Annotated in this window: 13 protein-coding genes, 1 tRNA gene and 1 pseudogene; 9 read left to right on the top strand and 6 right to left on the bottom strand. The window is 70.8% G+C overall.

Annotated elements, in window-relative coordinates:
- Nucleotides 1-7: 7 nt before the first annotated feature.
- Nucleotides 8-310, bottom strand: a complete 303-nt coding sequence (gene rpsT, locus KBY90_RS08780; protein WP_254968196.1) for a 30S ribosomal protein S20 — start codon at nt 308-310, stop codon at nt 8-10.
- A 137-nt stretch (nt 311-447) separates the two neighbouring features.
- Between rpsT and hisD the strand changes: the two genes are divergently transcribed.
- The gene (gene hisD / locus KBY90_RS08775; protein ID WP_254968195.1) at nt 448-1,779 is read left to right on the top strand and encodes a histidinol dehydrogenase; all 1,332 of its coding nucleotides are present in this window, start codon (nt 448-450) and stop codon (nt 1,777-1,779) included.
- Nucleotides 1,780-1,788: 9 nt separating this feature from the next.
- On the opposite strand, the gene rpiA is transcribed toward hisD, so the two are convergent.
- Genes rpiA through KBY90_RS08760 form a run of 3 tightly spaced genes read right to left on the bottom strand, consistent with a single transcriptional unit; the run spans nt 1,789 to nt 4,495 of the window.
- Nucleotides 1,789-2,502, bottom strand: coding sequence for a ribose-5-phosphate isomerase RpiA (gene rpiA / locus KBY90_RS08770; protein WP_254968193.1), 714 nt, complete (start codon nt 2,500-2,502; stop codon nt 1,789-1,791).
- 36 nt (nt 2,503-2,538) lie between these two features.
- Nucleotides 2,539-3,675 carry a trypsin-like peptidase domain-containing protein gene (locus KBY90_RS08765; RefSeq protein WP_261353197.1) on the bottom strand — a complete coding sequence of 379 codons (1,137 nt, stop codon included), beginning with the start codon at nt 3,673-3,675 and terminating at the stop codon, nt 2,539-2,541.
- A 37-nt stretch (nt 3,676-3,712) separates the two neighbouring features.
- On the bottom strand, nt 3,713-4,495 hold the full coding sequence (locus KBY90_RS08760; protein WP_254968192.1) for a metallophosphoesterase: 783 nt from the start codon (nt 4,493-4,495) through the stop codon (nt 3,713-3,715).
- A gap of 34 nt (nt 4,496-4,529) precedes the next feature.
- Between KBY90_RS08760 and KBY90_RS08755 the strand changes: the two genes are divergently transcribed.
- The 6 genes from KBY90_RS08755 to KBY90_RS08730 all read left to right on the top strand — a co-directional run bounded on the left by KBY90_RS08755 (nt 4,530) and on the right by KBY90_RS08730 (nt 11,226).
- A complete protein-coding gene (locus KBY90_RS08755) occupies nt 4,530-4,826 on the top strand; it encodes a hypothetical protein (RefSeq protein ID WP_254968191.1) in 297 nt (98 codons plus the stop codon).
- 26 nt (nt 4,827-4,852) lie between these two features.
- Nucleotides 4,853-5,329 (top strand): ribosome assembly cofactor RimP, encoded by a 477-nt coding sequence (locus KBY90_RS08750; RefSeq protein WP_254968190.1) that lies wholly within the window; start codon nt 4,853-4,855, stop codon nt 5,327-5,329.
- Nucleotides 5,330-5,370: 41 nt separating this feature from the next.
- Entirely contained in the window at nt 5,371-6,729 is a 1,359-nt protein-coding gene (gene nusA, locus KBY90_RS08745; protein WP_254968189.1) for a transcription termination factor NusA, read from the top strand.
- A 5-nt stretch (nt 6,730-6,734) separates the two neighbouring features.
- Nucleotides 6,735-6,998: a YlxR family protein gene (locus KBY90_RS08740; RefSeq protein ID WP_254968188.1), complete on the top strand. Its 264-nt coding sequence runs from the start codon at nt 6,735-6,737 to the stop codon at nt 6,996-6,998.
- A gap of 105 nt (nt 6,999-7,103) precedes the next feature.
- Nucleotides 7,104-10,355: a translation initiation factor IF-2 gene (gene infB, locus KBY90_RS08735; RefSeq protein ID WP_254968186.1), complete on the top strand. Its 3,252-nt coding sequence runs from the start codon at nt 7,104-7,106 to the stop codon at nt 10,353-10,355.
- A 43-nt stretch (nt 10,356-10,398) separates the two neighbouring features.
- Nucleotides 10,399-11,226, top strand: a complete 828-nt coding sequence (locus KBY90_RS08730) for a low-complexity tail membrane protein (protein ID WP_254968184.1) — start codon at nt 10,399-10,401, stop codon at nt 11,224-11,226.
- 29 nt (nt 11,227-11,255) lie between these two features.
- Here the strand turns inward: KBY90_RS08730 and KBY90_RS08725 are convergent, their stop codons facing one another.
- Nucleotides 11,256-11,567, bottom strand: a complete 312-nt coding sequence (locus KBY90_RS08725; protein WP_254968182.1) for a photosystem II assembly family protein — start codon at nt 11,565-11,567, stop codon at nt 11,256-11,258.
- Nucleotides 11,568-11,632: 65 nt separating this feature from the next.
- On the opposite strand from KBY90_RS08725, the gene KBY90_RS08720 reads away from it, so the two are divergent.
- Nucleotides 11,633-11,704, top strand: a tRNA-Thr gene (locus KBY90_RS08720).
- A 269-nt stretch (nt 11,705-11,973) separates the two neighbouring features.
- Nucleotides 11,974-12,219, top strand: coding sequence for a hypothetical protein (locus KBY90_RS08715; protein WP_254968180.1), 246 nt, complete (start codon nt 11,974-11,976; stop codon nt 12,217-12,219).
- A gap of 520 nt (nt 12,220-12,739) precedes the next feature.
- On the opposite strand, the pseudogene KBY90_RS08710 reads toward KBY90_RS08715, so the two are convergent.
- Nucleotides 12,740-12,864: pseudogene (locus tag KBY90_RS08710) on the bottom strand (photosystem II q(b) protein); the annotation flags it as partial.

Here is a 12,864-nt window from a genome sequence, read left to right as displayed (position 1 = left end):
CAGCCGCTCAGGCCTTGGCGGCGGGCTCGAGCACGGTCTTGACCGCCGCGCTCAGCCGCGACTTCTGGTGGGCGCCGGTGTTGCGGTGCAGCACCCCGACCTTGACGGCCTTGTCGATCTTGCTGAAAGCCGCGTTCATGCTGTCCTGCACGGCCTGACGGCCCGCGTCGCCGGGCTCCTGGCCGTAGGCGCTGCAGGCGCTGAAGCAGCGCTTCATCAGCGTGCGCAGCGCAGACTTGTAGGAACGGTTGCGCAGGCGATTGCGCTCGGCGATCTCGATGCGCTTCTTCGACGACTTGTTATTGGCCACTGGCTGACGGGAGCTGTTTCGGCAAACGAAGATCCTACCGGCAGGCCGTCGGGCTATCCCCCGCGGCAGGCCACCTACTTTGAGGAGATCTCCCTTCAGGCCCTGCCGTGCTTGCCTCCCCAGCCACCGCGACTGGCATGACGTCCGGCACGGCGACCGGTCCGGAGGCCGGCGCTGCGGCCACGATCACCTGTCTGAGTCAGGCCGAGGCCGCCGCACGGCTGGAGGCGATCGCCGGGCGCACCGGCGGCGATCAGATGGCGGCGGCGGCCGCCAGCGTCGAGGCCATCCTCGAGCAGGTGCGCCGGGAGGGGGACCAGGCCCTGCTGGAGCTCAGCGAGCGCTTCGACGGCGTGCGGCCCGAGCCCCTGCGGATCCCGGCCGAACGCCTGGCGGAGGCCTGGGACGCCTGCGATCCCCAGCTGCGGGAGGCCCTGGAGCTGGCCCACCGGCGCATCCTGGAGTTCCACCGGCGCCAGCTTCCCGCCGACCTGGACGTCCAGGGCCCGCACGGCGAGCGGCTGGGCCGGCGCTGGCGGCCCGTGGAGCGGGCCGGGCTCTACGTGCCCGGCGGCCGCGCCGCCTACCCCAGCACCGTGCTGATGAACGCCGTGCCGGCCACGGTGGCCGGTGTGCAGCGTCTGGTGATGGTCACTCCCCCCGGTCCGGGGGGGGACCCCAACCCCACCGTGCTGGCGGCGGCGCACCTCGCCGGCATCGAGGAGATCTACCGCGTGGGCGGAGCCCAGGCGGTCGCCGCCCTGGCCTACGGCACCGAAAGCATTCCCCGGGTGGATGTGATCAGCGGTCCCGGCAATCTCTACGTGACCCTGGCCAAGAAGGCAGTCTACGGACGCGTGGCGATCGACTCGCTGGCCGGCCCCAGCGAAGTGCTGGTGATCGCCGACCACACGGCCCGCGTGGATCAGGTGGCGGCCGACCTGCTGGCCCAGGCCGAGCACGACCCCCTGGCCGCCGCCATCCTGCTCACCACCAGCGCCGAGCTTGCGGCCGCCCTGCCGGAGGCGCTGGAGCAGCAGCTGGCCGGTCACCCGCGCGCCGGGATCACGCGGACCGCCATCCGCGACTGGGGGCTGGTGGTGGTCTGCGACGACCTGGACACGGCCGCCGCGCTGAGCGACCGCTTCGCCCCTGAACACCTGGAGCTGCTGGTGGAGGATCCCGAGTCCCTGGCCGGACGCATCCAGCACGCCGGCGCCATCTTCATGGGGCCCTACACCCCGGAGGCGGTGGGCGACTATCTCGCGGGGCCCAACCACACCCTGCCCACCAGCGGCACCGCCCGCTTCGCCGGAGCCCTGAGCGTGGAGACCTTCCTGCGCCACACCAGCCTGATCCGTTTCAACCGGCAGGCCCTGGAGGCCACCGGCGCGGCCGTGATCACCCTGGCCGAGAGCGAGGGGCTGCACAGCCACGCCGAGTCGGTGCGACGGCGGCTTGAGGGCTGAGCGGCGGACTCAGCGCTTCACCAGATCGCGCACGCCGGCCACCCCGTCGACCACCTCACCCACCAGCACCTGATCGGCGAGGTTCACGAACAGGCCGTTCTCGAGCACGCCGGGCAGGTTGTTGATCGCCGCCTCCAGGCCCACCGGATCGCCGATGCCGCCGGCGAATTTCACGTCGAGCACCAGGTTGCCCTGGTCGGTGACCACCGGACCGGCCTTCCTCACCGCCATGCGCAGCTGGGCCTCGCCGCCCATCTCCCCGAGCTGGCCCTGCACCTGGCGCCAGGCGCCAGGCAGCACCTCCACCGGCAGCAGGAAGCCCAGGTTCAGCGTGTCGACGAGCTTGGTGGAGTCCACCACCACCACGAAGCGCTCGGCCCGCACGGCCACCAGCTTCTCCTGCACGTGGCAGGCGCCGCCACCCTTGATCAGCTGAAAGGCCGGATCCACCTCGTCGGCGCCGTCGATGGCCAGGTCGATGCGATCCACCGCATTGAGGCTCTGCAGGGGGATGCCCAGCTCGGCGGCCAGCACCTCGCCCTGGAAGGAGGTGGTCACGCCCACGATGTCGGTGAGCTCACCGCTCCTGAGCTTGGCCCCCAGGGCCTGGATCATCAGGGCGGCGGTGGAGCCGGAGCCCAGGCCCACCACCATGCCGCTGCGGATCTGGCCGGCTGCCGCCAGCGCCACCGCCTGCTTCATCTGATCCTGAAGATCCGCCATCCATCCGGGGCCGGGGGCCCGCGACCGTAGCAACGCTTATCCGGCCTGAGGCAAGGGGGCGGGACGAATCGAGAGCTTCAGCTCCCGCTGGCCCCGCAGCACGGTGATCGGCAGCGGCTCGCCCACCGCCGAGCGCTCCACGCGCTGCAGCAGCGCGGCCGGATCGCGCACAGCCTGCTCGGCGACCGCGATCACCAGGTCGCCGCGCCGCAGCCCTGCGGTTTCGGCGGGGCTGTTCTCCAGCACCCGCTGCACCAGGGCGCCATCGCGCTCGGGAAGCTGCAGCAGGGCGTCGGGGTCGCGGTTGTTCTCGCGGGCGCGGCGGGCCGTGAGCGGAACCAGCTGCAGGCCCAGATAGGGATGCACCACCTGGCCGCCGCTGGCGAGCTGATCGGCCACCCGCCGCGCCAGGTTGATGGGGATGGCGAAGCCCAGCCCGGCACCGGGCCCCGAGCGCACCAGGGTGTTGATGCCGATCACCCGGCCGGCGGCGTCGATCAGGGGACCACCGGAGTTGCCGGGGTTGATGGCGGCGTCGGTCTGGATCAGGTCGAGGCGCTTGTCGGAGAAGCCGAGGCTGTTGATGTCGCGGTGCAGGCTGCTGACGATGCCGAGGGTCACCGTGCGCTCAAGGCCGTAGGGACTACCCAGGGCGATCGCCCAGTCACCCACCTCCAGGGCCTCGGAATCCCCCAGCGGTGCCGACTGCAGATCGCGCACGCCCCGCACCCGCACCACCGCCAGGTCGGTCACCGGGTCGGCACCCACCACCTCCCCGTCCACCTGGCGGCCGTCGGCCAGGGTCACCTCGACGCTGTCCACCTGATCGACCACGTGGGCATTGGTGAGCACCAGGCCGCGGGGCGCGTCGATGACCACACCCGACCCCTGCCCGCGCTCCCGCCGGCTACCGGAGGGATCCCCGAACAGGTCCCGCAGCAGCGGGTCCAGCAGCACCGGATCGAAGGGCTGACGCGCCACGCTGCGCTCGATGTCGATGCGCACCACCGCCGGCGCGACGGTTCGCGCCGCGGCGGCCACGAAACTGTGCGGTGCCGCGGCATCGCCCCCTGCCGGTCCGAGGACGTCGGCGGCACCGGCAGCGAGGGCCGGGGGCGGCCCGATCAGCAGCAGGCAGGCCAGCAGCAGCGCCAGGAGCCGGACCGGGAACAGCGACACGGTTGAAGAGAGCGGCCGACAGGTCCCGAGGCTAGGCAGAGGCCCGGGTGGGCGCCGGCCAGCGCAGCAGGCGGTGGTGGAGCCTGCCCCGCCGGTCGATCTCCAGCCAGCGGCCCCCCGGATCGTCAGGACTCCCGAGAGGGCAGGGCTGCACCGGGCCGAAGCCGCAGAGGGTGGAGGGACAGCCCAGCAGCGGCACGCCGGCGCGGCCGGGAAGATCGGCCTGCCAGTGCTGGTGGACATGACCGAAGACGACGCCCACCAGCGAGGGCACCGGCCGCAGCAGCTCCAGCAGAGCCGCGCCGTCGTCCAGGCCGATGGCATCCATGACGGGATCGCCGATCGGCACGGGCGGGTGGTGCACCGCCACCAGCAGCGGGCGGGGCGGCTGCCGCGCCCAGCCCTGCAGCAGGCCGGCCAGCCAGCCGAGCTGACGCCTTCCCAGAGCGCCGCCCGTGCGCCCGGCCTGGTGGCTGGCCAGCAGCAGCACACGGCTGTCCGCACGCTCCAGCACCGCCGGCGCCAGCACGGCCCGCCGGCCCAGGGCGGCGCGCAGCAGCTGGGGATGGTCGTGATTGCCGCTCAGCAACGCCACCGGCGTGGGCCAGGGCTGCAGCAGCTGGCGCAGGTGCAGGTAGCCGCTCCAGCTCTCGTCCTGGCAGAGATCACCGCTGATCAGCAGCAGGTCGGGCGGGGGATCGAGGGCCGCGCCCCGGCGCAGGGCCTCGGCCAGGTGCGCGGCGGGGCGGCGCCCCCGGTAGGTGCCCTCCCCATCGGCCAGCAGGTGCGGGTCACTGAGCTGCAGCAGTCGCATCCGCCTAAGTTGCTGTGCCTCCTTCCTGCGCACCATGGCAGCGATTCCCCCCGGCAGCCGTCAGCGCTGCAGCCTCTGCCAGGTGGAGATCCAGGGCATGGTGGGCGGAAACGACCTGGTGCACTTCAGCCAGGGCGCCCCGGGCACCCGGGCCAAGCTCTGGGCCCGGGTGTGCCAGTACCTGCGCAGCGACGAGCAGCGCGCCCAGTGCCTCAACCAGGACGCGGCCCTGCGCGGCACCGTGGTGCAGAGCGACTACTACGCCGAGGCGCCGCTGCTGGACATGGGCGGTGCCATGGGGCAGACCGGGGGCGGTTCCGAGGCTCCCTAGGTTGAGATCAGCGTCCGCGCCACGCCGTGACCCATCCGCTGATCCCCGAGCTGGAGCGGCTCGCCCGGAGCACCCTGGAGGCGGCGGGTTTTGAGCTGCGCGGCGTGCAGCTGCACACCCACAGGATCCCCATGACCCTGCAGGTGCTGGCGGCCCGTGGCGACGGCGGTGACATCAGCCTCGACGACTGCGCCGGTCTCAGCGCGCCGCTGGGGGAGGCCCTCGAGGCGGCGGGGCTGCTGGGGGAGGCGCCCTATGTTCTGGAGGTGAGCAGCCCCGGCGTGAGCGAGGAGCTGCACGACGACCGCGACTTCCGCAGCTTCCGCGGATTTCCGGTGGCCGTGCGTTACCGCGATGCCAGGGGAGGCGAAACACACTGCGACGGGCTGCTGCTCGAGCGCACGGACAGCGAGCTGCAGATCAACGTCCGCGGCCGCACCCGGAGAATCCCCCGGGAGGCCGTGATCGGGGTTCGCCTGGTCAGCGCCGCCGAGCACGACTGAATCCTTTCCAGACAACCGAATCACCTCAAAACCGAAGACCCATGGCTCTGGTCCTGCTCCCCGGGCTGAACAACCTCATCGAGGACATCAGCGAAGAGAAGAAACTGCCGCCCGCGGTGGTCGAGGCCGCCCTGCGTGAGGCCCTGCTCAAGGGCTATGAGCGCTACCGGCGCACCCTGTACCTGGGCATCAGCGAGGACCCGTTCGACGAGGAGTATTTCTCCAACTTCGACGTGCAGCTCGACCTCGACGAGGAGGGCTACAGGGTGCTGGCCTCCAAGATCATCGTCGAGGAGGTGGAGAGCGACGACCACCAGATCGCCATCGAGGAAGTGCGTCAGGTGGCGGAGGACGCCCAGGTGGGCGACACTGTGGTGCTCGATGTGACGCCGGAGAAGGATGACTTCGGGCGCATGGCCGCCGCCACCACCAAGCAGGTGCTGGCCCAGAAGCTGCGCGACCAGCAACGGCGCATGATCCAGGAGGAGTTCGCCGACCTGGAGGATCCGGTGCTCACCGCCCGGGTGATCCGCTTCGAGCGCCAGAGCGTGATCATGGCCGTGAGCAGCGGCCTGGGCCGCCCCGAGGTGGAGGCCGAGCTGCCCCGCCGGGACCAGCTGCCCAACGACAACTACCGCGCCAACGCCACCTTCAAGGTGTTCCTCAAGGAGGTGAGCGAGGTGCCCCGACGCGGCCCCCAGCTGTTCGTGAGCCGCGCCAACGCCGGGCTGGTGGTGTACCTGTTCGAGAACGAGGTGCCGGAGATCCAGGAGGGCTCGGTGCGCATCGTGGCGGTGGCCCGCGAAGCCAATCCCCCCAGTCGCTCCGTGGGCCCCCGCACCAAGGTGGCCGTGGATTCGGTGGAGCGCGAAGTGGATCCGGTGGGGGCCTGCATCGGCGCCCGCGGCTCCCGCATCCAGCAGGTGGTGAACGAGCTGCGCGGCGAGAAGATCGACGTGATCCGCTGGTCGCCCGATCCCGGCCAGTACATCGCCAACTCCCTCAGCCCGGCACGGGTGGAGATGGTGCGGCTGGTGGATCCGGAGGGCCAGCACGCCCACGTGCTGGTGCCGCCCGACCAGCTCAGCCTGGCGATCGGGCGCGAGGGCCAGAACGTGCGCCTGGCGGCACGGCTGACGGGCTGGAAGATCGACATCAAGAACGCCGCCGAATACGACCAGTCGGCCGAGGACGCCGTGGTGGCCGAGCTGATCTCCCACAGGGAGGAGGAGGAGCGGCTGCAGGCCGAGGCCGAGGCCCGGCTGGCCGCCGAACAGGCGGCCCGGGCCGAGGAGGACGCCCGTCTGCGCGAGCTCTATCCCCTGCCGGAGGACGAGGAGGAGGAGTTGCAGGACGAGGCTGACGTCGTCGAGGAAGCCGGCGTTCTCCAGGAGAGCTGAGCGCCATGGGCGGCAAGCCGGTGCTGCGGCGCTGCGTGGCCTGCCGCCGACTGAGCGACCGCAGCCTGCTCTGGCGGGTGGTCCGCCTGGCCGGGGGAGGGGTGCAGTTGGATCAGGGCATGGGCCGTTCGGCCTACCTCTGCCCTGATCCCGCCTGCCTGGAGGAGGCACGGCGCCGGCGGCGCCTGCAGCGTGCCCTGCGCTGCCCGGTGGACGACGGGCTGCTCGATCAGCTCGAGCAGCGACTGGCGGTGGCTCCACGGAGCTGAATTGCCCCCCCCTGAGGCAAGATGGCCTTTGGCCGCAGAGCGCGTGCGGTTGGTGTCCCCTGGAGCCGCCTGGCGGCCCAGAGGCCGCGTCCTTTGGAGATCTGAATGACCAGCAGCGGCAAAGTCAGAATTTATGAGCTGTCCCGGGACCTGGGCCTGGAGAACAAGGACGTGCTCGACGCCGCCGAGAAGCTGGGGTTGGCCGTGAAGAGTCACAGCAGCTCCATCAGCGACACGGAGGCCTCCCGGATCCGCCAGCTGCTGGAGAAGGGCAGCAACGGCTCCGCTGCCAAGCCCGCCGCCGTCACGCCGCCGCCCAAGGCCATTCTCACCGTGAAGAAGGCAGCCGCCGCTTCCCCCGCCGCGCCGGCCCGGCCGGCCCCACCGGCCCCGGCCCGACCGCAGGGCGAGGTCAAGCCAGCCGCGCCCGCCAGGCCCCAGCCGCAGGTGGCGATGAGGCCCGCGGCCCCCGCCAGGGCGCCGGAGAGGACCGCCGCCGTCAAGCCGCCGGCCGCATCATCCGCAGCCAACGCTCCCGCACCCCCCGCCCCGGCAGCCGCCAGGGCCGTCGCACCCCCGCCTGCCCGCCCGGCGACACCCGCACCCGCCAAACCCGCCGCTCCGGTGCGGCCCGCCGCCGCCGCCCCCGAGCCGCGCCCGGCCGCCGGCCGCCCGGCTCCCTCGGCCAAGCCGCCGGTGGAGATCGCCGCCAAGCCGGCACGACCCACACTCCCCACCCCGGGCCGCAAGCCCGAGACTCCCTCCCGGCCGGGGGGCACGGCCCGGCCCCAGATCGTCGGCAAGCCCATCAGCGGCCCGGCTCCCGGCAGCCGCCCGCCTGCCCCGCCGGTGAACCGGCCTGCGGTGAGCCCGCGCCCCAGCCCGCCCAAGCGCTCGGGCACTCCGGCTCCCAGCCGTCCGGCCCAGACCGGCCGCCCCGTTGCCAGCAGGCTGGAGCTGGTGGGCAAACCCATCCGCCGCGACAGCAGCGCACCGGGCGGCACCCCCAGGCCCGGAGCTCCGGTGCGACCTGGCCTGCCCACGGGCATGCGCAAACCAATGGCGCCCGGGGAGCTGATGCAGCTGCAGAAGCCGTCGGGACGCACACCGGCTCCGCCGCCGCGCCGGCCGGGCGAGCGCGGCGAGGCGCCCGCCGGTGGCACCGAGACCACGGAGTTCGTGCGGCCCACCGCCACACCACCGTCGGCCCCCCGCCGTCCCGGCTTCCGGCCGCCGGTGGGACCCGCCGGCCGCCCCCGCCGGCCCGACTGGGACGACAGCGCCAAGCTGGAGGCCCTGCGCAGCCGCACGCCGCAGAAGCAACGGCCCAAGGTGCACATCATCGGCGAGAACGATGATGCCCTCACCGCCGAAACCAGCGGCTACGCAGGCGAACAGGAAGCGGTGGTGCTGCAGGCCAGCCTCGCCCGTCCGGCCAAGCCCCGCAGCACCCCGGGCAGCGCCGCCAAGCCCACGGTGGCGGTGCGCAAGCGCAAGAAGGAAACCACCCGTCAGCGCCAGCGCCGCCGGGCGATGGAACTGCGCGCCGCGCGCGAGGCCAAGCAGCAGCGGCCGGAGATGCTGATCGTGCCGGAGGGCAACCTCACGGTGCAGGAGCTGGCCGAGAAGCTCGGCGTGGAGAGCTCCGAGATCATCAAGAGCCTGTTCTTCAAGGGCATCATCGCCACCGTCACCCAGAGCCTCGATCTCTCCACGATCGAGACGGTGTCCCAGGAGTTCGGCGTGCCGGTGCTCGAGGACGACGTCGAGGAGGCCGCCGCCAAGACGGTGGAGATGATCGAGGAGAGCGACCTCCAGCACCTGATCCGCCGTCCGCCCGTGGTCACCGTGATGGGCCACGTGGACCACGGCAAGACCAGCCTGCTCGACGCCATCCGCAAGACCCGGGTGGCGGCTGGGGAAGCCGGGGGCATCACCCAGCACATCGGCGCCTACCAGGTGGAGATCGAGCACAGCGGTGAGCCCCGCAAGCTCACCTTCCTGGACACCCCTGGCCACGAGGCCTTCACCGCCATGCGCGCCCGGGGCACCAAGGTGACCGACATCGCCGTGCTGGTGGTGGCCGCCGATGACGGCGTGCGCCCCCAGACCCTGGAGGCGATCAGCCATGCCCGCGCCGCCAAGGTGCCGATCGTGGTGGCGATCAACAAGATCGACAAGGAGGGAGCATCTCCCGACCGCGTGAAGCAGGAGCTCTCGGCCCAGGAACTGGTGGCCGAGGACTGGGGTGGCAGCACCGTGATGGTGCCGGTGAGCGCCATCAAGGGCGAGAACATCGACACGCTGCTGGAGATGATCCTGCTGGTCTCCGAGGTGGAGGACCTGCAGGCCAACCCCGATCGCCTGGCCCGTGGCACCGTGATCGAGGCGCACCTCGACAAGGCCAAGGGCCCTGTGGCCACCCTGCTGATCCAGAACGGCACCCTGCGCACCGGTGATGTGGTGGCAGCCGGCCCGGTGCTCGGCAAGGTGCGCGCCATGGTGGACGACACCGGCAAACGGGTCAAAGCCGCCGGCCCCTCCTACGCCGTGGAGGCCCTGGGCTTCAGCGAGGTGCCCACAGCCGGCGACGAATTCGAGGTGTATCCGGACGAGAAATCGGCCCGGGCCGTGGTGGGCGACCGTGCCAGCGAGGCACGGGCCACCCGCCTGGCCCAGCAGATGGCCTCGCGGCGGGTGTCGCTGGCCTCGATGTCCGGCCAGGCCAGCGAGGGCGAGCTCAAGGAGCTCAACCTGATCCTCAAGGCCGATGTGCAGGGCTCGGTGGAGGCGATCCTCGGCGCCCTGGAGCAGTTGCCGCAGGGCGAAGTGCAGGTGCGGGTGCTGCTCTCGGCCCCGGGCGAGATCACCGAGACCGACGTCGACCTGGCGGCCGCCTCGGGTGCAGTGATCGTGGGTTTCAACACCTCGATGGCCCCCGGTGCCAAGCGGGCCGCCGATGCCACCGGCGTCGACGTGCGCGACTACGACGTGATCTACAAGCTGCTGGAGGACATCCAGCTGGCCATGGAAGGCCTGCTGGAGCCGGAGCTGGTGGAGGAAGGTCTGGGCGAAGCCGAGGTGCGGGCCGTGTTCACGATCGGCAAGAACGCCGTGGCGGGCTGCTATGTCACCGGTGGCAAGCTGCAGCGCAATGCCAAGCTGCGTGTCTGGCGCGGCACGGAGAAGGTCTACGAGGGCGACCTCGACTCCCTGCGTCGCAACAAGGACGACGTCAAGGAGGTGGCCAGTGGGTTCGAGTGCGGTGTCGCCTGCGATCGCTTCAGCAGCTGGCAGGAGGGAGACCGCATCGAGGCCTACAAACTGGTGACCCAGCGCCGCAGCCTCAGCAGCTGAGGCGCCGGCGCACCACCAGGCCTGAGCCCATGCCGGAGCACGCGTGACCGCAGCCCGTCGAGAACCTCTGATCTGGCTGCAGCTGGTCGGACTGGCCGCACTCCCCCTGGAGCTGCTGCTGCTGCTGCTGCTCCTGGCTGGCAGCGACCCCGGTGGGCTGCCTGCCCTGGAACGGTTGCTGGCCTGGGCCATCGGCGCCCTGGCCCCGGCGGTGCTGCTCTGGCGCAGGCCGGCGGATCCGTTTTCCCTGCTGCTGGTGCAGGTGCCCCTGAGGGCCCGCAGCACCGCCCAGCGCACGCTGCTGGCGGCGCCCACCCTGGCGGCCCGCCTGGCCGGGGTGATGGCAGGGGCGGTGCTGCTGCCCGTGCTCTGGTGGATCGATGCCCGGGCTGCCCTTGCCGGGCCCGTGGCCCCGCTCGCGGATGCCAACCGCATGCTGGCGCTGCTGCTCACCACGCCCGTCCTGGCCCTGATGGTGTGGCAGCTGCAACAGGTGCTCCAGGCCGCGGCCCTGCTCTATCTGCCGGATGAGGGTCTCCGGGGGCTCACCCCCCTTACCCAGGAGCAGATCGAGCAGCAGCGGCTGAGCCTCGGACTGCCCCTGCTGCTTCTCGAGCCGCTGCTGAACAACGCACCACCGGCGCCGCTCGAGGACCGGAGCCCCATCGAGCCGGCCGCCGTCGAGGACCCGCCTGAGCCAGCCGAGCCAGCTGGGCAGGCTGAGCCAGCGCAGGCGACTGAACCACCCGAACCGACTGAAGCTGAGTGCCCTGCGCCCGCCGCGGAGTCCACCGGCGCCCACCCGCAGCCGCCGGCCGAGATCCCCGGGGAGAGCGACCCAGCAGACGAACCTGGACAGGCCGAGACCTGAACACCCCCCGAGATGACCTGAGTTTGCGCTCAGAGGCCCTCGTCGTCTCCCCGCCGGGAGCCACGGCGATCGAACCAGAGCAGACCGCCGAACAGCAGCAGGGCCGTGAGCTGGATGAGCAGATCGCCTGAGGCCACGCCCTCTCCAGCTGCCAGCCGCATGGTCATCACGGCCAGTCCGAGGGCAGCCGAGGCGGCCAGGGCAAGCCACAGGCCCCGGCGGAGCCCACGCCAGGGGGTGCGGGCCTCCTGCAGCAACCGGGCACGCAGTGCCGGGTCGAGATCGCTGGAGGAGCGGGGAGCGGCCTTTGACCCCGACTGAGCCGGCGGAGGGGAACCCATGGATGCGGGAGTGCGGGTGAGCGCCGGGGACAGACCGGTGCTCTGAATGCTAGTTTCTTGGCATCGCCGGTGTAGCTCAGCGGTAGAGCAACTGATTCGTAATCAGTAGGTCGTCGGTTCAAGTCCGACCATCGGCTTATTCCTCGACTTAGCCCAACGGGACCTCACAGCAGAAGTGAGAGCTCGCTGGACCTGCGACGCCTGAAGTGAGCTGTCCTATCGCCGAATACCTTGGCCGCCATGGTCGACGCGGGCAACCTGGAATCACAGACGCAGCGACAACGACTTCTGGAGAGATATATGCCAGATACTTCACAAATCATTCTTCTTCAAGCGAGCAGGTAGATGCCATCACCAGCTGGAGGCCGCCGTTCTCAGCGCTCTCCCCTGCATGATGGCGCCGGACATGGCCTACTCCCAGGAATCCGGCGATGAGCTGTACCAGCCGGTCAGGGGCCAGGATGGGAAAAATGTGATCTGGATACCCACTTCCGATGAGATGGTGAAGGAATTTGGCGCTCGTGGCGTGGGCATTGAATCCAATCCAGACATTGCGTCCCTGGCGATGCCACCGGGCACACGTGTCGTGTCCCACTCCTTTGCCATGGGCGACTGGAAGGCGGATGCCGAAATCAGGCCCCCTGACGCCTGAGGCTATTTCTGGGTTGTTCCAGCCCGCGCGGAGGGCCACCCGTCCGGCCGCTGGGACAGGCAATCCGGAAATGTCGTGATGGAGATCAGGCAGCGCTATCAGACCATCGAGGGCACGATCACCATCCGCAGCCACACCACAGAAATTCGCTCAGGCCAGCTTCTCGGTAAAGCCCTGTCGTACTGCACCCTGGTTATGGACCTTTCTGTCCCTCGTCGGTCTGTCGCCGTTCATCCTCAGAGGCCGGCGGCAACCGGGACATGCCAATGCCTTCAGAGTTCCTTTCTATCCGTTCACGTCCATTTTGCTCTGCGCAGCCGGCCATCAGGCGGCGCCCATCTCCCCGGGCGTGATGGCGGCAGGCGTGATCCGCCGGACAGCACAGGTGGGCTTGGAATCATGCCGCTCTCGGCAATGAAGCTCAGCACAAAAAATCCCCCCTCCTCGAAGAAGGAGGGGGGAAGCGGGAGAGACGGAGGTCCTGCGTTGTTGACAGACTGACTGAGCCGAAAAGGCAGCTTCAGCCGATGGCGGGTGCGGTGAGCGCCACCGGGGTGGCTTCAGCGGCCGCCAGGTCCAGCGGGAAGTTGTGGGCGTTGCGCTCGTGCATCACTTCCATACCCAGGTTGGCGCGGTTCAGCACGT

It is taken from the genome of Cyanobium sp. CH-040 (assembly GCF_024346135.1).
Classification (GTDB): domain Bacteria; phylum Cyanobacteriota; class Cyanobacteriia; order PCC-6307; family Cyanobiaceae; genus NIES-981.
This window is presented reverse-complemented; position numbering and strand designations above follow the sequence as displayed.

Coding starts and splice junctions, on each gene's coding strand:
- hisD (WP_254968195.1), top strand. CDS start 448: ATGACGTCCGGCACGGCGACCGGTCCGGAGGCCGGCGCTGCGGCCACG.
- rpiA (WP_254968193.1), bottom strand. CDS start 2,502: ATGGCGGATCTTCAGGATCAGATGAAGCAGGCGGTGGCGCTGGCGGCA.
- KBY90_RS08760 (WP_254968192.1), bottom strand. CDS start 4,495: ATGCGACTGCTGCAGCTCAGTGACCCGCACCTGCTGGCCGATGGGGAG.
- KBY90_RS08755 (WP_254968191.1), top strand. CDS start 4,530: ATGGCAGCGATTCCCCCCGGCAGCCGTCAGCGCTGCAGCCTCTGCCAG.
- nusA (WP_254968189.1), top strand. CDS start 5,371: ATGGCTCTGGTCCTGCTCCCCGGGCTGAACAACCTCATCGAGGACATC.
- KBY90_RS08740 (WP_254968188.1), top strand. CDS start 6,735: ATGGGCGGCAAGCCGGTGCTGCGGCGCTGCGTGGCCTGCCGCCGACTG.
- infB (WP_254968186.1), top strand. CDS start 7,104: ATGACCAGCAGCGGCAAAGTCAGAATTTATGAGCTGTCCCGGGACCTG.
- KBY90_RS08725 (WP_254968182.1), bottom strand. CDS start 11,567: ATGGGTTCCCCTCCGCCGGCTCAGTCGGGGTCAAAGGCCGCTCCCCGC.
- KBY90_RS08715 (WP_254968180.1), top strand. CDS start 11,974: ATGGCCTACTCCCAGGAATCCGGCGATGAGCTGTACCAGCCGGTCAGG.